Annotated in this window: 16 protein-coding genes; 12 read left to right on the top strand and 4 right to left on the bottom strand. The window is 67.4% G+C overall.

Annotated elements, in window-relative coordinates; genetic code table 11:
* Positions 1-650: 650 nt before the first annotated feature.
* Positions 651-1502: an NAD(P)H-binding protein gene (locus tag AC2CHE_RS20405; RefSeq protein WP_484506480.1), complete on the bottom strand. Its 852-nt coding sequence runs from the start codon at positions 1500-1502 to the stop codon at positions 651-653.
* 218 nt (positions 1503-1720) lie between these two features.
* Here AC2CHE_RS20405 and AC2CHE_RS20400 point away from each other — a divergent pair, with 218 nt between their 5' ends.
* Positions 1721-2620 carry an MmyB family transcriptional regulator gene (locus AC2CHE_RS20400; RefSeq protein WP_484506479.1) on the top strand — a complete coding sequence of 300 codons (900 nt, stop codon included), beginning with the start codon at positions 1721-1723 and terminating at the stop codon, positions 2618-2620.
* Positions 2621-3067: 447 nt separating this feature from the next.
* Here AC2CHE_RS20400 and AC2CHE_RS20395 read toward each other — a convergent pair whose 3' ends face one another.
* Positions 3068-3319 (bottom strand): histidine phosphatase family protein, encoded by a 252-nt coding sequence (locus tag AC2CHE_RS20395; RefSeq protein ID WP_484506478.1) that lies wholly within the window; start codon positions 3317-3319, stop codon positions 3068-3070.
* Between the two features lie 483 nt (positions 3320-3802).
* Between AC2CHE_RS20395 and AC2CHE_RS20390 the strand changes: the two genes are divergently transcribed.
* The 3 genes from AC2CHE_RS20390 (at position 3803) to AC2CHE_RS20380 (ending at position 6684) form a co-directional block, all read left to right on the top strand.
* A complete protein-coding gene (locus AC2CHE_RS20390; RefSeq protein ID WP_484506477.1) occupies positions 3803-5014 on the top strand; it encodes a helix-turn-helix domain-containing protein in 1212 nt (403 codons plus the stop codon).
* A gap of 107 nt (positions 5015-5121) precedes the next feature.
* Positions 5122-5529 (top strand): hypothetical protein, encoded by a 408-nt coding sequence (locus AC2CHE_RS20385; RefSeq protein ID WP_484506481.1) that lies wholly within the window; start codon positions 5122-5124, stop codon positions 5527-5529.
* A 252-nt stretch (positions 5530-5781) separates the two neighbouring features.
* Positions 5782-6684 (top strand): GNAT family N-acetyltransferase, encoded by a 903-nt coding sequence (locus AC2CHE_RS20380; RefSeq protein WP_484506476.1) that lies wholly within the window; start codon positions 5782-5784, stop codon positions 6682-6684.
* Between the two features lie 57 nt (positions 6685-6741).
* Here the strand turns inward: AC2CHE_RS20380 and AC2CHE_RS20375 are convergent, their stop codons facing one another.
* A complete protein-coding gene (locus tag AC2CHE_RS20375; protein ID WP_484506475.1) occupies positions 6742-7791 on the bottom strand; it encodes a protein-L-isoaspartate O-methyltransferase family protein in 1050 nt (349 codons plus the stop codon).
* Between the two features lie 404 nt (positions 7792-8195).
* Positions 8196-8591 carry a hypothetical protein gene (locus tag AC2CHE_RS20370; protein WP_484506474.1) on the bottom strand — a complete coding sequence of 132 codons (396 nt, stop codon included), beginning with the start codon at positions 8589-8591 and terminating at the stop codon, positions 8196-8198.
* Positions 8592-8613: 22 nt separating this feature from the next.
* Here AC2CHE_RS20370 and AC2CHE_RS20365 point away from each other — a divergent pair, with 22 nt between their 5' ends.
* From AC2CHE_RS20365 to AC2CHE_RS20330, 8 genes are all read left to right on the top strand, one after another.
* Positions 8614-9039, top strand: coding sequence for a hypothetical protein (locus AC2CHE_RS20365; protein WP_484506473.1), 426 nt, complete (start codon positions 8614-8616; stop codon positions 9037-9039).
* A gap of 233 nt (positions 9040-9272) precedes the next feature.
* Complete coding sequence (locus AC2CHE_RS20360) at positions 9273-11354, top strand: molybdopterin oxidoreductase family protein (RefSeq protein ID WP_484506472.1); 2082 nt, start codon at positions 9273-9275, stop codon at positions 11352-11354.
* A gap of 56 nt (positions 11355-11410) precedes the next feature.
* Entirely contained in the window at positions 11411-11704 is a 294-nt protein-coding gene (locus tag AC2CHE_RS20355; protein WP_484506471.1) for a molybdopterin oxidoreductase, read from the top strand.
* On the top strand, positions 11704-14160 hold the full coding sequence (gene nirB, locus AC2CHE_RS20350; protein ID WP_484506470.1) for a nitrite reductase large subunit NirB: 2457 nt from the start codon (positions 11704-11706) through the stop codon (positions 14158-14160). The genes AC2CHE_RS20355 and nirB overlap by 1 nt, the downstream gene beginning before the upstream one ends.
* Complete coding sequence (locus tag AC2CHE_RS20345) at positions 14157-14459, top strand: Rieske (2Fe-2S) protein (RefSeq protein ID WP_484506469.1); 303 nt, start codon at positions 14157-14159, stop codon at positions 14457-14459. Before nirB ends, AC2CHE_RS20345 begins: the two co-directional genes overlap by 4 nt.
* 85 nt (positions 14460-14544) lie before the next feature.
* Positions 14545-15912 (top strand): NarK family nitrate/nitrite MFS transporter, encoded by a 1368-nt coding sequence (locus AC2CHE_RS20340; protein WP_484506468.1) that lies wholly within the window; start codon positions 14545-14547, stop codon positions 15910-15912.
* 105 nt (positions 15913-16017) lie between these two features.
* On the top strand, positions 16018-16209 hold the full coding sequence (locus AC2CHE_RS20335; protein WP_484506467.1) for a hypothetical protein: 192 nt from the start codon (positions 16018-16020) through the stop codon (positions 16207-16209).
* Between the two features lie 270 nt (positions 16210-16479).
* Positions 16480-18960 (top strand): alpha/beta hydrolase-fold protein, encoded by a 2481-nt coding sequence (locus AC2CHE_RS20330; protein ID WP_484506466.1) that lies wholly within the window; start codon positions 16480-16482, stop codon positions 18958-18960.
* Positions 18961-19010 lie beyond the last annotated feature (50 nt).

Below are 19010 nucleotides of genomic sequence, written 5' to 3'. Positions count from 1 at the left end.
ATCCTCAAGACCGGCTACCACCGGATCATGACGGGCTTCCCCGACGTGTTACGTACCGTCACTGCCCTGGAGATCTTCAGAACCGCGCTACCGGGTTTTGAATGACCCTCCAGGCATTGCTTCCCTCGCGGCGTGCGGTCAAAGCATTATCGTCGCGGTCCACTTTCGAAGCGAAGAAAGCGGGGTGTGGTCGGTTGACGTGGCCAGTGGAGATATATCGACCATAGTGGATGGTGGGGAGGCGTACCATCCCAGTTCATCGCCTGACGGCAAAGAGTTCGTCTACGTTGAGGGCCTTAGTCGCCTGAAGTTTGCTTCATTGCCTACCAATAGGTGATCGAGGATCATGCAGGGTCTCCGGCGAGTCCGGAGACCCTGCGGTGTCAGGATGACGGGCCGTGTCAGACCGTCCGTCTACGTACCGCTGCAACGGTTACGATCGGCCCCTGAGCTGGGGGAATGTGGTTCGGATTCTGCCAAGTATGGTCCACCATAGGTAGCAGTGCGCGAACCGCGTCAGCGGTTTGTATTTGATCAAGGGCTGGGCCTTCGAGGTCCGGCCCTTGTCCGTCTCTGAGCATGGGAATCTTGAAGGTTGCGGCGGCGGAAATATTGCGTGGTGGCCGCGCGCCCGGCACGGGGGTCTTGCATCAGCGCAATGCGTCCGAATTGCGTTCGGACCACCCGCGGAATGTCCCGGGCGCCCGGCCCGTCAGGTTCTGCACGTCGTCGGTGATGTAGGCGGCGCGACCCTTACGGAACACCGTGTTCAGGTACTCCAATGCCTGCGCCTGCTCGGCGGGCACACCACTGGCGATCTGCGCCTGGGCAAACTCGCGCGGAGTGACCTCCTGGAAGTCGATCGTGCGGCCGGTCACCTCGGCGATCGTTGTCACCTGCTCGCGAGAGGTGAGTGCTTCTGGGCCGGTCAGGGTGTAGCCCTTACCGGCATGGCCGTGTTCGGTGAGCACGACGACGGCGCAGCGGGCGATGTCCTCGGGGTCGATGACCGCCATGCGGCCCTCCCCGGTGGCGTCGACGACCTTGCCCGCGCGGATGCCGTCCAGCCACCATAGGGCATTGGATGCGAAGCCGTTGGGGCGCAGATAGGTGACGTCCAGCCCGGACTCGCGCATGAGGTCCTCGCGCGCCGCGAGGGCTCCGCCGATGACGGGGTTGTCGCTGATCGGCATCAGCCGTGCACCGACCGAGGACAGCAGGACGATCCTGGTGTTGCCGGCGTTGCGCATGGCTTCGACCATGACCTTGGTCTGGTTGGTCCCGCTGCCCACCTGCACGAGGAAGACGGCGTCCACGCCCTTGACGGCGTTGGCCACGTCGTCGGGGTTGTCGAGATCGCCGACGGCGCGCTCGATCCCGGCCGGCAGGTCGGCCGCTCGGACAGGGTTGCGCACCAAAACTCGGACCGGGTGGCCCTGTTCGTGCAGCTGTCGTGCAAGCGAGCCGCCGACGTTGCCTGTTGCTCCGGTGATGAGATACATGTGCATTCCTCTCGTGGTGATCGTGATGATTACCCGGGCAGTGCGCCGTCGACCAGCGCGACGGGTGCGTTCTCGCCTGCAGTGCTCATCTCGGTACCGCCCTTCGGCCGTGTTTCGGCGATGAGTCGACCTTGGCACCGGTGCGGGGCGGCAGCCTGGCCCACTTCGGGCCCCCCACGCATCGATCGAAGGCCGGGCAGCAGGCCGACAATGGGGTGATGAACGATGTGCCGAATCTTGCAGCGCTGCTGCGCTCCTGGCGCACCCGCCTGCAGCCGGCGGACGTGGGCCTGCCCTTCAGGCCAGGCACGCGTAGAACGGCAGGATTACGCCGCGAGGAGGTCGCCTGGCTCGCCGGCATCTCACCGGACTATGTCAAACGCCTCGAACAGGGTCGCGCACATCCCAGCGACGCCATCGTGCGTGCGCTCGCACGAACGCTGCGCCTGTCCGACGCCGAATACGAACTGGCCTGCCGCCTGGCAGGGCACGCCACCCGAGCGGGCGGACTGGTGCCCCAGCACATCAGCCCCAGCGTGCAGCGCGTGCTCGACCGTCTCGCCGACACCCCGATCGCCGTCTTCGACGCGGCCTGGACGCTCATCGAGCACAATGACTCCTGGGCCGCGCTGACCGGTGACGACTGGCGTGGCCGCGACCTCCGGTCGGCAAATTTCGTGTGGCGGACCTTCCATGACGGCATGGGACGCGTGCGGCACCCGGACCCGCAGGAGCACAAGGCGTCGCTCGTGGCCGACCTGCGCGACGTGGCAACGCGCTACCCTGCCGACCGCGAACTGATGGGCATGATCCGCATGCTGCGGAAGTCGAGCCCCGAGTTCACACGCCTGTGGGAAGGTTCCGCCGTCGCGCACCACAGGAGCGAGCGAAAAACCGTCGACCATCCACACGTCGGCGAAGTTGAACTCGACTGCGATGTGCTGTCGGCACACGGCGCTGACCTGCGCATTGTCGTCTACACGGCGGCACCTGGCAGCGAAGCAGCCGACAAGCTGCGACTGCTGACCGTCGTCGGCACCGAGACCATGACCCCGCCCATGACTGGCAGCCACATACAGCCAGAATCGCCCTACGAGCGACACACCGGAACGACCTAATCCGACTGCTGGCCGCGTCCTGGCGGTCGCCCCCGGAGGACCGTCGGCTTTACGCCCCCGCGGCGCCCATCCTGGGTGCACGTGACACCCCGCGCTTGGCGGCGACGCCGCCTGACCGATTACAAGATCAAGCCGTCACAGTTTTGGTGCGGCCCCGGCTCGGCTACCCACACTCGACGCCGGTCCCGGCCGGAGTCGTCACCGCGAACGGCCGTCGAGATCAGCCTGGACGAGATCGGCAGGCCCACCGACTCCGACGTCGCCGACATGCGCACCATCTTCCCGCCACTCGACCTGGGCCAGTGGCGACCCGACTGCCTCCGCACTCTGGCCCAGAAAGGGGGCGCGAGTCCGTCCTGTATGGACTCTGTGTGTCGACGCCGCCGATCCTGTGCGCGGAGCTGCTGGCCTCGACCGTGACCGACGTTCAGCAGTCGGTGAAGCGGTTCACCCAGGCCGGCAACTGCTCAGACGGGAGGAACACCTGGAGGTCCCGAGATGGCCGGCGACGACGTCGGCGGTCTGGACCGCCCGGGACAATGGGCTGTGGTGGATCGCCGAGAAGGGCACTGTACGGAGCCGTCGGCCTAGCCGGTCCGCCTGCTCGCGACCGAGTTGTGAAAGACCTCCGTCCGGGGCGTGAGCGGACGCTGGATCCTGTTCACCGTGGCGGACGAGGTACAGCCGTGTACGAGCCATTGACACGTACCCTCCCGTCTTTGCTCGGCGACGAGCACGATAGATCACGAAAGCACGGATGAACCGGCCCAGAACAAGGCCAGCTCACTCTGCTGCCGCCGACCGGCTGTCACGTGGCGTGACCGACGCGCGATCTTGCCGATGAGCGCCCACCCGTCCCCCATCACGCCTCTGGTTGTCGGATCAGCGATTCTTGACCCGTCCGACCTGCGCCTGCAGTCCGGCAGGCCGGCCATTCCGAATTGATGATCGAGTACGTGGCGGAGTCTCGCAGCAGGCCCGCCTCACCCGGTGCCCAAGACCGCGACCAGCACCGTAGTACACCTTCGAGCCGGGCCCCCGTACGCTCGATCGCTTTGCGGGAGACCGTGTTGCGGGCATCGGTCTTGAGGGTTATGAGGCGGCCTGCGGATCGGTAGCGTTGAGCGTGAATGCGGCCCGATGGGTCGATGGTGCTTCCGGCGCTACGCGAGGAGGTTCCGGGTGGATTCCTTGCCGGAGTTAACGTTCGGGCAGCGGTTGAAGGTCTACCGGGAGCGGTCCGGGAAGACTCGGGCGGTGCTCGGTGGGTTGGTGGGTCGTAGCGCCGAGTGGGTCAAGGCGGTGGAAACGGACCGGATTTTGCCGCCGCGTCTGCACATGCTGGACCGGGTCGCGCGTGCCCTGAAGATCGACGTGGCTGCCTTAGCTGTGGAGCTGGGTGACCGGTCTGCGGTGGTCAATGGGCCGGAGCATCCGGCGTTGGCGTCGGTTCGGGATGCGGTGAACCGTGTGGCGTTCGCCGGTGACGCCTCGGCGGAGTCGTTGTCTGTTCTGCGGGAGCGGCTTGCGGTGGCGTGGCGGGCGCGGCATCAGGCGTCGGATCACCGGACGGTGCTGGGCGGGGTGTTGCCGGGGTTGCTGCGGGATGTGCAGCGTGCCGTGTTGGTGTACGAGGGTGATGAGCGGCGGCAGGCGCAGGCGTTGTTGGCGGAGACGCTCGGGTTGGCGCAGATGTTCATCGCGTACCAGCCGGCGGCCGAGTTGTTGTGGCGGGTGGCGGATCGGGCGATGGTGGCGGCGCAGGAGTCCGGTGATCCGGAGGCACTTGCCGGTGCGGGGTGGTTCCTGTGCCAGGTGCATCGGGACGCCGGGGATTGGGACACCGCGATGGCGGTGACGCTGGATGTGCTGTCGGCCTTGGAGCCGGCAACGGTGGACGGGAGCACGAATCTGCTGGCGCTGTGGGGTGCGCTGAACTTCGAGGCCGCGTACACGGCCGCTCGGGCGGGTGAGGAAGGGCGGGCCTGGCGGTACTGGGATCGCGCGGATCGGGTGGCGCAGCGTCTGCCGCAGGGCTTTTACCAGCCGCAGACGTCGTTTTCCCGGGTCATCATGGGTGCTCATGCGGTGACCGTGGCGGTGGAGTTGCAGAAGTCCGGCGAGGCGGTGCGGCAGGCTCGCCGCCACGATGCGGCGGCGATCCCGTCGAGGCCGCGTCGGGCACGCCATCTGATCGAGGTCGCGCGGGCGCACTACGGCAAGGACGACACGGAAGCGACCGTGGCCACGCTGCGGCAGGCGTACGAGTCGTCCCCGGAGACGATCCGCTACAACGGGTACGCCCGACAGATCACCTTGGACCTGCTCGACGGACCGGGTGCCACCCGGGATGACGCCCGTGACCTCGCGGTCCGAGTCGGACTCGTCTCGTGATCCAGAGGTAGGAACCTTACCCATTCCACCGCCCAACCGACCGTAGCTTCTCGCTCACGGGATGCGGCGGGCGGTGCGAGTCACGCCCGGTCGCCGCGTTCCCCTCAATCAGAGGGCGACGAGGCTGCCCTCGTGAGCGACGAGGGAGGGTACGTGCGGCGCGTCTCGTACGACGAGTACCTGTCGGCCACCGCGTTGACGTTTGCGCGGCGGCATCGACCCGTGTGGTCGTGGCAACTGTGGCGGCGGGTCTGCCGGTGCGGAGCCGACCTGCCGTGCCGTGCTCGGCACCGTATTCCGATCAACCGGGGCCACTGGCCGCAGGAGGGCGAGCAGTGACGGGCGGTCCGGAGCGGATGATCCTCGCGGTGCACGTCCGAGGGCTCGACGGCATGTGCGCCGGCTGTCGCGCGTGGTGGTCACGACTGTCGCCGTACCCGTGCTGGCAGGTGGAATGGGCGACCAGCCGGCAGGCCCACGCGAGCGTGGCCCAGTTCCTGAGCGGTGTGCGGTGACTACCCACGGCCCGGTGTTGCCGATCGTTGCCCTGCCCGGGGGGCTACCGATGTACGGCGTTCTGTGCGAGCTGAAGGGTGGCGGCGATGAGGCGGGCTGGTTGCAGCCCTTGTTGTGCTAGCTTTCTTCGGCGCCCTTGCTGGCATGAGAGGAGGTGGGACCGTGGTCACGATGACTGTCACGTGCTTCCACCCGACCACGAGGGCGTCGAGGGTCTGAACGGGAGCGCATCGCTACCCGGAAGGAACCCCATGACCGACCTCGTCATCCGCCCCCTCGCCGTGGGGGAGGAGGATCTCTTCGAGTCCCTGCCCGATCCTGGCCTGGTTGGGTTCGCCGCCTTCGGCGACACCTACGCCGACATGGCCGCAGCTGGTCAGTACCGTCCGGGGTGGACGTGGGTGGCCCTGCGCGGCGGCGTGGTGGTCGCTCGTGCCGCCTGGTGGGCCGGCCCCAACGACGACGAGCCGCTGGCCCTGGACTGGTTCGACTTCACCGACGTGGACGCCGCAGTGCGGTTGCTGCGCACGGCGCCGTTGCGCGCCGAGTACTCCCTGATGCTGCCCACCGGTTGGCGCGAGGATCCCGCGGTCCGGCGGCAAGCCCGCTCCCGCATCGACGCGGCCACGGCCGCCGGCCTGTCGCTGCTGGTCGAGCGTTACCGATACCGATGGGCGCCGGACTGCGGCGTTCCCCGACGTCCGGCTCGCCTGGAGTTTCGGCCCGAGCCCGATGACGCGGTGATCCTTGACGTCTTCCGCCGGGTACATCAGGGCAGTCTCGACGCCCACGCACGCCGCACCATCGCCAGGTCCGGGCTGGACGCGGCCTGCCAGGATGCACTGGACTACCTGCGCTGGAAGCCGAGCCCTCGCGACTGGTGGCGCCTGGCCTACGACCCTACGGGGGACCTTGTTGGCCTGAGCGTCCCCAGCCGCAACTACGGCGATCCGGTCATCGGTTACATCGGTGTGGTGCCCGAGCACCGTGGCCACGGATACGCCTACGATCTACTCGTCGAAGCCACGCACATGCTCGTCGACGAGGGGGCGGAGCACATCGTGGCCGGTACGGACCAGACCAACTTCCCCATGGTCGCCACCTTCGCGAGGGCCGGCTATCCGATCGCCCAGGAACGCGTCGACCTGATCTGAGCGGGAGCGGACCAGGCCATCACTGACGGACATCCGTGGTGGTGGGGGCGGGCGGTGTCAGCGGCGTTCAGCAGTCGGCGGAGTTCCGGGATCGATAGTGAGATCCCAGCCGGAGGGGGCATCGTCGTCGTTGGGCGTGAGCGTGGGCGTGTACCAGGTGGCGGCGGGCCGGCCGGCGTGTTCCCACTGGTTGAGCCAGCTCCGCAATGCTGCGAGGGATGGGGAGTGTGGGCTGTCGGCGATGATGGTGGAGTTGGTCAGGATCATGGCCGCTGAGGAGGCGGTGGTGTGGCCGATGCCGCGTACGCCGTTGTGGAGAGCGGCGACGCTGCGGTTGTGGCCGGCGGCGACGACCGAGTAGGCCGTCCACGACAGCCAGTCCAGCGGTGATCCGTTGTAGGTTTCGGTGTGCTGGGGATTCAGTAGCAGATGCAGTGCTGTCCGGGCGCCGGTGTGCTGTTGGTCGTCGCGGTCGCGCCAGCCTATGGAGATCCAGGCGGGTTCCGGTTGTTGGTGGATGTGGTCGACCCAACGGCCGGGGATGGTCAGCGCGTCTTCTACGGCGCTGGCGGTGCTCTGGGCGTAGCCGCCGAAGGTCATCGTGTCGACGCGTGGTTGTCCTGTGGTCAGGCTGATGGTCGTGATCAGGGTGGTGGATGGCTGCGCGGCGATGGGTAGGCAGGTGACGATCCGGCCGTCGGGGGTCAGTTGGTCCACCCACGCGCGTGGTAGCCGCGGCGGTGTGCACCATGCCACTATCCGTTGGTAGGGGGCGTGCGGCGGGTAGCCAGCCATACCGTCGACTACGTGGCACGTGATGCTTGTCAGCCCGCGTTGGCGGTGTAGCCGGTCGGCCCAGCTGATCAGGTGTTCGCTGATGTCGATGCTGGTCACGCGACCGGACGCTCCGGCCAATGCGGCCAGCAGCGCGCCGGAGTATCCGGTCCCGGTGCCGATCTCCAGCACGCGAGCGCCTTCAACGACGTCGAGTGCGATCACCTCACGGTGGATCGACTCGGAGGTGGAGCGGTGCAGAGTCTCACCGCGGTGCTCGTTGTGGACGTAGTAGTGCTCGGGCACAGCGCGGAATACGACTGCGAGGTCCACCGTCCTGCACTACTCCCATTCCATCCGGCGGGGCGTTGACGAGATCAAGCACAGCAGGAGGCGTGATACGCCCTCCCTGACCTGCACTGACGACGTGGGCGGTGCCATAGCGGCGGATCAGCTCATGGCCCAGACGTCGTCATCGTCTGGGTGGACGTTAGCGGCAGTCTGAGCTGCTCCGAAAGTCGGACGCGCAATCATCGAGGCCGCCTCTGAACTGGTGGGTGAACGTCGGATAAGCCGTCGGCGCGGATGTCGCCGTCCGCGCCGGGAGGGATCACGGGTCGGTACGACTCGCGTGGTCGTCGGACTGGCGCTGACAGCGGGGCTGGACGTGTGTGACACCCGATCCCGTGCTGCGGAGCCGCCCTGTGGTGTCGGCGCGTTCGAGGCGGTGGTGGTGGTTACGGTCCGGGTGGGCGGCGGGGGTATCGGTCGGTGACGGCGCGGATGTCGGCGACGGCGTCGCGCCAGTGCATCGACTGGCGTTCGGTGCCGAAGTGGAGGTGTTCGGCGCAGAACCAGTAGGCGTTTTCCGGGTGGCCGACCCAGTGTGCGACTTCGCGTTTGGCGAATGCTGCTGCTGGGGCACTGCCACCGACAACAGCATCTTGGATGACAGATCCAAAATCACCTGCAACTTCGGAGGTGGCTCCTCGGGCGGACCGTGGACCTGGAACTACGACAAACGCCAGCGGGCTCGGCTCGGTCCGCTCGGTCATGTCCACGGTGAACAGCGAAGGCGTCAACAAGGGGCCATACTTCGACCAGGCTGTCGTTGACGCGATGAATGCCGCCAACGCTGATTGGTAAGCTGAACTGATGAGAATGCGGCCACCACTTCCACAGGCTGCCTGGCTGCTGGCTGTGGTGGCCGCACTGAGCGCCTGCGCCTCCGCAGCCGAGCCCGGCAGCGACACGTCAGGCGTCCGAGCACCGACCGGACCAACACGGCCAGAGGTGTTGCCGACCCGGAGCGACCTGATCGACGCGCAGGTTGTTCAGTGGCGCGACTGGCGCAGTGTTGACGATCGGACCCTTGAGGTCACCGTGACGGCCGGACCCGCCGACTGTTACGGCGCCGAGCCGGAAGTGACAGAGAGCGAAACGGCGGTGCGCCTCCGGGTCCGCGTCGGACTGCTACCCGAGGCAGCCGGCAAGGACTGCCCAGCAATCGCCAAGGAATCGGTGGTCCCGGTGCGACTCACCTCCGCCCTGGACAGCCGCAAGGTCGAACCTTTGAGCTGACGCCAGCTCGGTAGGCGAGTCGGTCGCTTGTCCGGCTGCCCAAGCGCCGCCTGATCCGCGCAGTGGACTGGCCGAGTATCTGCCTGGTCGTGGCGAGCCTCCGTCGTCCGAGTCGCACGAACTGGTGTGAATTGTCGAGGCTTCCAGATCCCGGGTGGGATTTTGAGAATTTGTGAACGCGCTGGCAACACTGCTGGCGCAGAGACCGAACATCCGGGCTCGACCATCGGGGTGTGACGGCGACCGAGACGCACTGTCCCTACTGCGCATTGCAGTGCGGCATGACGCTGACGCCGAGTATTCCTCGGGTCCGGTTGGAGCCGCGTGACTTCCCGGTAAACCGGGGCGGTCTGTGTGCCAAGGGTTTCACCGCGGCGGAGCTGCTGGATCATCCGGATCGGCTGCTCGCTCCGCTGGTGCGCAAGGACCCCGCGGACCGGCGGAGCCCGCTGCGCGAAGCCGGCTGGGACGAGGCCCTCTCATTGATCACCACGGCTGTCCAGGCCGCGCAGGAGACGTACGGCCGGGACAGTGTCGGCGCGTTCGGTGGCGGTGGGCTGACCAACGAGAAGGCGTACACGCTGGGCAAGTTCGTGCGGGTTGCGCTGCGGTCGTCGTCGATCGACTACAACGGCCGTTTCTGCATGTCGTCGGCAGCGACAGCGGTGAACCGGTCGCTCGGTGTGGACCGTGGCCTGCCGTTTCCTCTAGAAGATGTGGCGCGGGCTCGCACGGTGTTGATCGTCGGGGCGAACCCGGCCGACGTGATGCCGCCGGCGATGCAGTATTTCGATGCGGGACGGGCGTCCGGGGCGCGGCACATAGTGGTCGACCCGCGTCGCACAGCCACCGCCGCTGGCGCACATCTGCACCTTCGACCGCTACCCGGGACCGATCTTGCGCTGGCCAACGGCTTGCTGCACATCGCAATTCGGGGAGCCTTTGTCGACAAGAGTTACATTGCCGAGCGGACCACCGGATTCGCGGCCGTCCGTGCTGCCACCAACGCCTACTGGCCGGAGCGTGTCGAGCGGATCACCGGCGTACCGGAGGCGCTGTTGCGTCAGACGGTACGCCTGCTCGCTGCGGAAGGACCCGCGATGATTCTCACCGCACGCGGGGCCGAGCAGCACAGCAACGGTACCGACACCGCGCAGGCTTACCTGAACCTGGCACTGGCCCTCGGTCTGGTAGGCCGGCCGTACTCCGGCTACGGCACGATCACCGGGCAGGGCAACGGGCAGGGCGGCCGGGAACACGGCCAGAAGGCCGACCAGCTGCCCGGTTACCGCCGAATCGACGACCCGGCCGCGCGAGCACACGTCGCCGACGTGTGGGGGATCGACCCCGGCGACCTTCCCGGCCCGGGCCGGTCCGCGTACGAGATGCTCGACCGTCTCGGTACCGCCGGCGGAGTGCGGGTGCTGCTCGTGATGGCCAGCAACGTGGCGGTCAGCGCACCACACAGCAATCGGGTCCGCGCCCGGCTCGCCGCCCTGGATTTCCTGGCCGTGTCCGACATCTTCCGTTCGGAGACCGCTGATTTGGCCGACGTTGTCCTGCCCACCGCGCAATGGGCCGAGGAGGAGGGCACGATGACCAACCTGGAAGGCCGCGTGTTGCGGCGCAGGCGGGCGCTGGACCCGCCGCCCGGGGTGAAGTCCGACCTTGAGGTGCTCGTTGAGTTGGCCGACCGGCTGGGCCGAGGCAGGTTCTTCTCCAGCGACCCGCGCGTCGTCTTCGATGAGTTGCGCCGCGCCAGTGCCGGCGGGATCGCCGACTACGCCGGAATCACGTGGGACCGCATCGAGCGTGAGGACGGCGTCTTCTGGCCCTGCCCGGCCGAGGGTCATCCCGGCACGCCGAGGCTGTTTGCCGAGAGCTTCCCGACACCTTCGGGCCGGGCACGGTTCATCCGGGTCGAGCACCGCGATCCGGCCGAAATGCCCGACCGGGAGTTCCCTTACGTGCTGACGACCGGCCGCAACATGCAGCACTACCAGAGCGGCACCCAGACCCGCCGGGTGAAGTCGCTGAACGTAGCCCGGCCCGAACCGTGCGCCGAGATCCACCCGGACCTTGCCCGGCGGCATGGCATCGCCGACGGTGACCTGGTCGAGCTGCGCAGCCACCGCGGCACCGCGGTGCTGCGGGCTCGCCTGTCCCACGGGATCCGTCCGGACACGGTCTTCGCCCCGTTTCATTGGCCCGGCGCGAACGCACTGACCAACCCGGCACTCGACCCGCATTCCCGGATGCCCGCGTTCAAGGTGTGCGCGATCGCCATTACCCGGTACGAGGAAGGAACCGATTAGTCATGCAGTCTGTTCCCCGTTTCCTACAAGGATTCTTCTCTTTCGCAGGCAAAGGCATGGACCAGCCGACGCCCCTGGCCTCGGAGTTGTCCTACGTCGTGCCGTCCGGAGCGACCGCGCAGGCTGTCTACTTCCGGGCTGGCAACGCGGCCGACGAACTGGTGTGTGTCGTGCTGATGCGCGACGGCGCGCCGATGCGCTATTTCCCGATCGGCGCCAGGGGAGATGTCCACGTGCCGCTGCGGGTGCTGGAGGACCTGGCCGCAGGCACGGGTGTGGAGTTGTGGCTCGCGGCACCCGCCGGGCTCACCGGCACCGTCGTCATCGACTTCGGCCTCGTGGAGGTCTGATGGCGCCCCGCCTTGTGGTCATCGGAAACGGCATGGCCGGCGCCCGCACCGTCGAGGAGATCCTTGCCCGCGGCGGCGACTTCGACATCACCATGTTCGGGGACGAGCCGTACGGCAACTACAACCGGATCATGCTGTCCAACGTGCTCGCCGGCGTCGAGGACGAGTCCGGGATCTTCCTCAACGACCTGTCCTGGTACGCCGAGAACGGCATCACCCTGCACACGGGGACCCGGATCGAGCGCATCGACCGCTTCGCCAAGGCGGTGTACGCCGCGGACGGCACCGCCACGCCGTACGACAAGCTGGTCATCGCCACCGGTAGCCGTGCGTTCGTCCCCCCGATCACCGGTCTCCATCGGCCCGGACGCGGCTACCACCAGGGCGTCTTCGTCTTTCGCACGCTCGATGACACCCGCGCCATGATCCGGTACGCGAAGGAGCATGAACGGGCCGTGGTCATCGGCGGTGGCCTGCTCGGCCTGGAGGCCGCCCGCGGCCTACAGACCCACCTACCACACGTCACCGTCGTGCACGCCGCCGGTCATCTGATGAACGCTCAACTCAACGAGGCTGCGGGTAGAACGCTCCGGGCGACGCTGGAATCGCGGCTCGGCTTCGAGGTGGTGGTCGGCGCATCGACCACCGAGATTCTCGGCAAGCACTCGGTGACCGGGGTCAAGTTCGCCGACGGCCGCATCGTGCCCTGTGATGTCGTCGTGGTTGCCGCGGGTATCCGCGCCAACGCCGAGGTGGCGGCGGCCAGCGGCCTGGTGGTGGAACGGGGCATCGTGGTCGACGATCGGATGCGGGCGCTGGACGAGGAGGACATCTACGCGGTCGGCGAGTGCGCGCAGCATCGCGGTGAGGTGTACGGCCTGGTGGCTCCCCTCTGGGAGCAGGCAAAGGTGCTCGCCGACCAGCTCACGGGAGCGAATCCGCACGCCGAATACCACGGCTCACAGGTGGCCACGAAGCTCAAGGTTGCCGGCGTGGACGTGGCCGCGATGGGCCTGAAGGGGCCGGAGCGCCCGGGTGATGAGGAGATCACCTACGCCGAGCCTCAGAAAGGCGTCTACCGGACGATCGTCATCCGGGACGGCCGGCTGGTGGGTGCCACCCTGGTGGGTGACGTGCGCAAGGTGGCCTTCCTGATGCAGGCATTCGACCGTGGCCTGGCACTGCCCGAAGAACGCGCCGGTCTGCTGTTCGAGCTGGGTGGCCCGGCCGCCGAGGTCGACGTGGCTGATCTTCCCGATGACGAGCAGATCTGCAACTGCAACGGGGTGTCCAAAGCCACCCTGAGGGCGTGCGTCGATTCTGGCTGCCGGACCGTCAGCGGGGTCATGGACCGCACCCGGGCCGGCAAGGGCTGCGGAACGTGCAAGCCGCTGGTGCAGCGGGTCGTCGAGTGGGCCGCCGGCGGTGAGACCGAGGAGGATCCGGCCGCCTCGTACTACGTGCCGGGTGTGCCGATGCCGAAGTCGGAGTTGATGGAGGCGATTCGGCGTCACCGGCTCACGTCGGTGTCCTCGGTGTTCGCCATGCTCGGCGGCGAGGAGGACGCGAAAAGCAAGATGGGCCTGGCGTCGCTGCTGAAGATGATGTGGGGGGCCGAGTACGTTGACGAGCGGGACGCCCGCTTCATCAACGACCGGGTGCACGCCAACATCCAGCGCGACGGTACGTTCTCGGTCGTGCCGCAGATCAAGGGCGGCGTCACCACTCCGGCGCAGCTCAAGCGGATCGCCGAGGTGGCCGAGCGGCACGACGTGCCGATGGTCAAGCTCACCGGCGGCCAGCGGATCGACCTGCTGGGCGTTCCGAAGGAGAAGCTGCCGCAGATCTGGGCCGAGCTCGACATGCCGAGCGGATACGCGTACGGGAAAAGCTTCCGCACCGTCAAGACCTGCGTCGGCTCCGATTTCTGCCGCTTCGGCGTCGGTGACTCGACCGCTCTCGGTATCGCCATCGAGGAGCGTTATCAGGGCATCGAGGGGCCGGGCAAGATGAAACTCGCGGTCACCGGCTGCCCGCGCAACTGCGCCGAGGCGTACGTGAAAGATCTCGGCGTTGTCGCTATTGACGGCGGCAAGTGGGAGATCTATGTCGGCGGCGCGGCCGGGGCGCACGTGCGCAAGGGTGATCTGCTCGCCGTCGTCGACTCGGCCGACGAGGTGATCACGCTGACCGGGCGATTCCTGCAGTACTACCGGGAGAACGGCAACTGGCTCGAACGCACCTACGCGTGGGTGCCCCGGGTGGGCATCGAGAAGATCCGCGCGGTGGTCGTCGACGACGCCGAGGGAATCGCCGCGGATCTCGATGCGCGGATGAACGAGGCGGTGGCCGCCTACGCCGACCCGTGGAAGGAACGGGCCGAGCCGGTCACACCCGGCCAGTTCCGCACCTCGCTGCCGCTGACCGTGCTGCCCCAGGTTCCGGTGAGCTCATGACGCCGATTGCCTCTGTGCGCGACATCCCGCCCGGCGAGGGACGCACGTTCGTGGTGGACGGGCGGATGGTGGCTGTCTTCCGGCTGCGCGACGGGTCGGTCCGGGCGACCGAGGCGGTGTGCCCCCATCGCGGCGGTCCCCTGGCGGACGGGCAGGTCGACCTCCGTCAGGTGCTCTGCCCGCTGCACCTGAACGCGTGGGACCTCACGACCGGCCGTTCGCTCAGCGGCCAGCCCGACCTGACCGTATATCCGGTGCTGATCGACGGCGACACCATTCTGCTTGACACCACCGACTGACGATCATCGCCGGAAAATAACCTACCGGCTGTCTTGCTGCGACCTTCCGAAAGCTCATTTGAACCATTTTCCCGGGAGTGAGGAAATGGCCGAAGAAACCATTGTCAGAAGTCCGTCGACCGACCCTGAAATCACCGCGACCCGGGGCCGGTGGATCACCCATTGGGAACCCGAGAACCCGCATTTCTGGGCGACCGTCGGCCGCCGTGTCGCGCAGCGCAACCTCGTGTTCTCCATCCTGGCCGAGCACATCGGCTTCTCCGTGTGGCTGCTTTGGAGCATCGTCGTGGTGCGGCTGAGTACCACCGGCTGGAATCTCAGCGTCAGCCAGGCACTCTGGCTCACCGCGGTGCCCAGCGGCGTCGGCGCCCTGCTGCGGCTGCCATACACCTTCGCGGTGCCGGTGTTCGGCGGCCGTAACTGGACGGTCGTCTCGGCCCTCCTGCTGATCGTCCCGTGCGGCGGTCTCGCCTGGGCCGTCGACCGTCCCGAGATCGGTTATCCGGCGTTGCTCGCGATCGCCGCGACGGCCGGTGTCGGCGGCGGCAACTTCGCCTCCAGCATGGCCAACATCTCCTTCTTCTACCCGGAGAAGGAGAAAGGGTGGGCGCTGGGACTCAACGCGGCCGGCGGCAACATCGGCGTCGCCGTCGTGCAGTTCCTGGTGCCCAAGGTGATCGTTCTCGGCGGCGGAATCGCGCTGGCCCGGGCCGGGCTCATGTACGTACCGCTGGCCGTGATCGCCGCCGTTCTCGCCTTCATGTTCATGGACAACCTGGCCGAGGCGAAAGCCGACGTGAAGCCGGTCTGGTCGTCGTTGCGGCACTCCGACACCTGGATCATGTCGTTCCTCTACATCGGCACGTTCGGCTCGTTCATCGGCTACTCGGCTGCCTTCCCCACCCTGTTGACCAGTGTGTTCAACCGCCCGGACATCGCGCTGCAATGGGCGTTCCTGGGCGCCGGCATCGGTTCGCTGGCCCGCCCGCTCGGTGGCCGGCTCTCCGACCGCGTCGGCGGTGCCCGGGTCACCGTGGCCAGCTTCGCGGTGCTGGTCGTCGTCTCCTATCTCGGGCTCTGGTCCGTCCAGCATGCCCAGCTCGGCGTATTCTTCGTCAGCTTCATGCTCCTGTTCATCGCCACCGGCGTCGGCAACGGCTCCACCTATCGCATGATCTCGAAGATCTTCCGGGTCAAGGGCGAGGACCAGGGCGGCGCACCCGAGACCATGCTGGCAATGCGCCGGCAGGCCGCCGGGGCGCTGGGCATCATCTCCTCGGTCGGCGCCTTCGGCGGCTTCCTGGTGCCCATCTGCTACGCCTGGGCCAAGTCCGCCTCCGGCACCATCAAACCGGCCCTCACGTTGTACGTCGGCTTGTTCGCGGTGATGCTGATCGTCACCTGGGTCGCCTACCTGCGCCGTGGCTCGCGGATGGCCCAGGCAGGAATTTGAGAGACCCGACCCGCAGGTCACCGCAGCTGCCACCGGTCGACCCGGCGTGCGTCGGATTCACGCGCCAGGCCGTCGGTGACACACTCGTGACGCCTGCGCAGCCGGATGACCGCGGCGTTCCGCGCCGACCGCCGACCGCCGACCGCCGACCGCCGACCGCCGTACCGAGCCATCGCCGCGCTCGTTAGCGGCGTCAACCTCCAGGTTCTCGCCGACCCGGCCGGGCGGCTTACCTCGGCTTCAGCCGCACTACCCGGTGCCGGTCGCCATCTGACCAACGCCGCACCCACGGTCTGATCGAGTCTCCTCGATCGGCTGATGATCGTCGTGGTGCTCCCGGATCTGTCGAGTGCAGCGTCCACCACGGAGGTCATGGGGGCATGAAGAGGTCTCTTGCCATTCGCTCTACACCGGTGTAGGAACTGTATTGGCTGCTGTGAATATGGTTCGTCGCGGCTGTCGGGATGGTCTCGGTGGCCGATCTCGATGGTGAGGGCGTGTCGATGCGGCAGGCCTTGACTCGCTGAGAGGAGCAGCAACGCGATGTCACACAGCAGTGGCCCCCGAATGACCAGCCTTGTCGCAGCCGCGGCTTTGGTGGTGTCAGTCATCGCGGCCGCCCCGGCGGCTGCCGCGACCGACACGTGGCATTCGAACGACGACGTCTATCACTACTTCAAGGTGCCGCAGTCGCAGGCCAGCGGCATCGTCGGCGGAACGCCGGCAACGCTCGAACTGGAAGCGAACATCGGCCCGAGCGGCACCTGGTCGGCGCTCGCGCTCGACCCGAGCGGCTCGGACTACGCCGCGAACGTCGGTCCGCTCGAGCCCGGGCTTTACTACTACCAGTACACCGCGACCATGCAGGACAGGTCGAAGGTGTCCTTCCGCCAGCCCGGCAGCCCGGTGGCGGTGACGTCGAAGCCAAACTGGAACACCTTCTTCGTGCCGGGTGAGTCGGTCGCGTGGATGGACGACATCGCTGCGGGCGGGACGGTGGAGGAACTGTCCTACCCGAGCGCAGCGGCGGCGGAGGGCCGCACCGCCCTGGTGTGGACGCCGCCCGGCTACGACTCCGCTCGGGCCGAGGCGTACCCGGTCCTGTACCTGCTGAGCAGCGAGGGTCAGACCGCTCGTGAGTGGCTGGAACTTGGCCGGGCGAAGCAGATCCTCGACAACCTGGTCGCAGACAGGGACGCCAAGCCGATGGTGGTCGTGATGGCTGACGCCAATTCCGCCGACCCCCGCGCCGAGCTGCTCAACGCCATCGTCCCCGCAGCACGGGCCGGCTACAACATCTCGTCTCGGCCCAAGAGCCAGGCGCTGGCCGGTGTCGCCACGGGTGCCGAGCAGGCGATCAGCATCCTCCGCAGCGACCCCGGCGCATTCGCCTACGTCGGCTCCTTCTCCGGCTCCGTCGACGGCCCGATCACCAGGGCGGAGGCCAAGGCGATCAACAAGGGCACCAAACTGCTCCGGGCGTACGTCGGCAACACGCTCGATCCGACCTACAACGACAACTACGACCTGCTGGTGAACCTGAAGAAGTCCCGAGTGAAGTTCGAGTTCGACGGCGTCAACCCCGACGACGGCGCCACCTGGGACGCGTGGCGGGAAAACCTGCGAGACTTCGCCGCTCGGCTCTTCGGACAGAAGGTCGTCCGCCACGGCGCCAGCAAGGGACACCGCGCGCTTACCCGACCGTACGAGCCCCCCGCGGCCGGGTCGATCACGACCCCGCACATCGACCGGTACGGCATCGTCACGTTCGAGACCGGCACCCAGTGGGCCGGCGCCAAGGACGTCACGATCTGGGGCAACTGGGCTCCGAATGGCCAATGGTTCCGGATCCCGATGAACAAGCAGCCCGACGGCCGCTGGCGAACGGCGATCGGACCGCTCGACGGCTACTACTACTACCGGTACGTGGTCGACGGCGTCGACATGAAGGACCCGGCCGACACCGTCAACACCCACGTGATGGAGTCGCAGCTTTTCGTGCCGGGGAAGTCCGATGCGATGCTGGCCGACGTACCCGAAGGCAGGGGCGGCACGGTCTCGCTGATGACCTACGACGGAGGCCAAGGCGCAGAGCGCTACGCGTACGTCTGGACACCGCCAGGCTACGATCCTGACCGCGAAGCTGCCTACCCGGTGATGTACCTGTACCACGGCGGCGGCCAGAACTACGGCAGCTGGCTCGAGACCGGGCGGGCCAGGCAGATCCTCGACAACAGCTACCTCAACGGGACAATGGTGCCGATGGTGGTGGTCATGCCCGACCAGAACGGCGTCGACTTCTGGACCGACCTCAGCCAGCACGTGATGGCAACCGCGGCGGACAAGTACAACATCTCGACTGATCCGGATGAGCAGGCGCTCGCCGGTCTGTCGTGGGGAGCCATGAACACCCTCGGCACCTGGCTCAGCCACCCGAGCGAGTTCGCCTACATCGGTGCCTTTTCGGGGGGCCTGCTCTCCTACCCCACCGTCGACGTCCAGGCGGTCAACGAAAGCACCAAGCTGGCAAGGCTGTACTCCGGTGACGTCGACTTCACGTACACGTTCACTCAGGACACCATGGAGTGGCTGACCTCCCAGGGCATCGAATACGAGTACGCCGGCACCTGGGTCGGACCGCATGGCTTCGACATCTGGATGGCGAATCTGATCGACTTCGTGCCGCGGATTTTCGCGCCCGAGTACCGGTTCGGCGGGGTGCGGCCACCGCTGGCCGGCGACGGCTCCGACATCGTCAAAGCCGGACACCCCGTGCCGGTCAAGTTCACCCTGACCGACGCAGACGGCGACACGGTCACCGACGCGCGGCCGCGCATCTACCTCGTGAAGAAGACCGACGGTGTGGCCGGTAACCGCGTTCCGGCCACACCTGTCCGAAAGAGGGCGGACAACACCGCACGCTACAGCGCCGCAAGAAACCAGCACATCTTCCACTGGGACACCACCGGGCTCGCCCCGGGCGCCTACGAGTTGCAGATCGACCCGGTCCGCGGCTCCGTTCACGTCATCGCCCTGACCATCAACTGACCTCGCGTCACGCGGCCGGCGCGCCCCGGGATCGGGCGGGCCGGCCGCTG

The organism is Micromonospora sp. ATLC16 (genome assembly GCF_057196645.1).
This window is presented reverse-complemented; position numbering and strand designations above follow the sequence as displayed.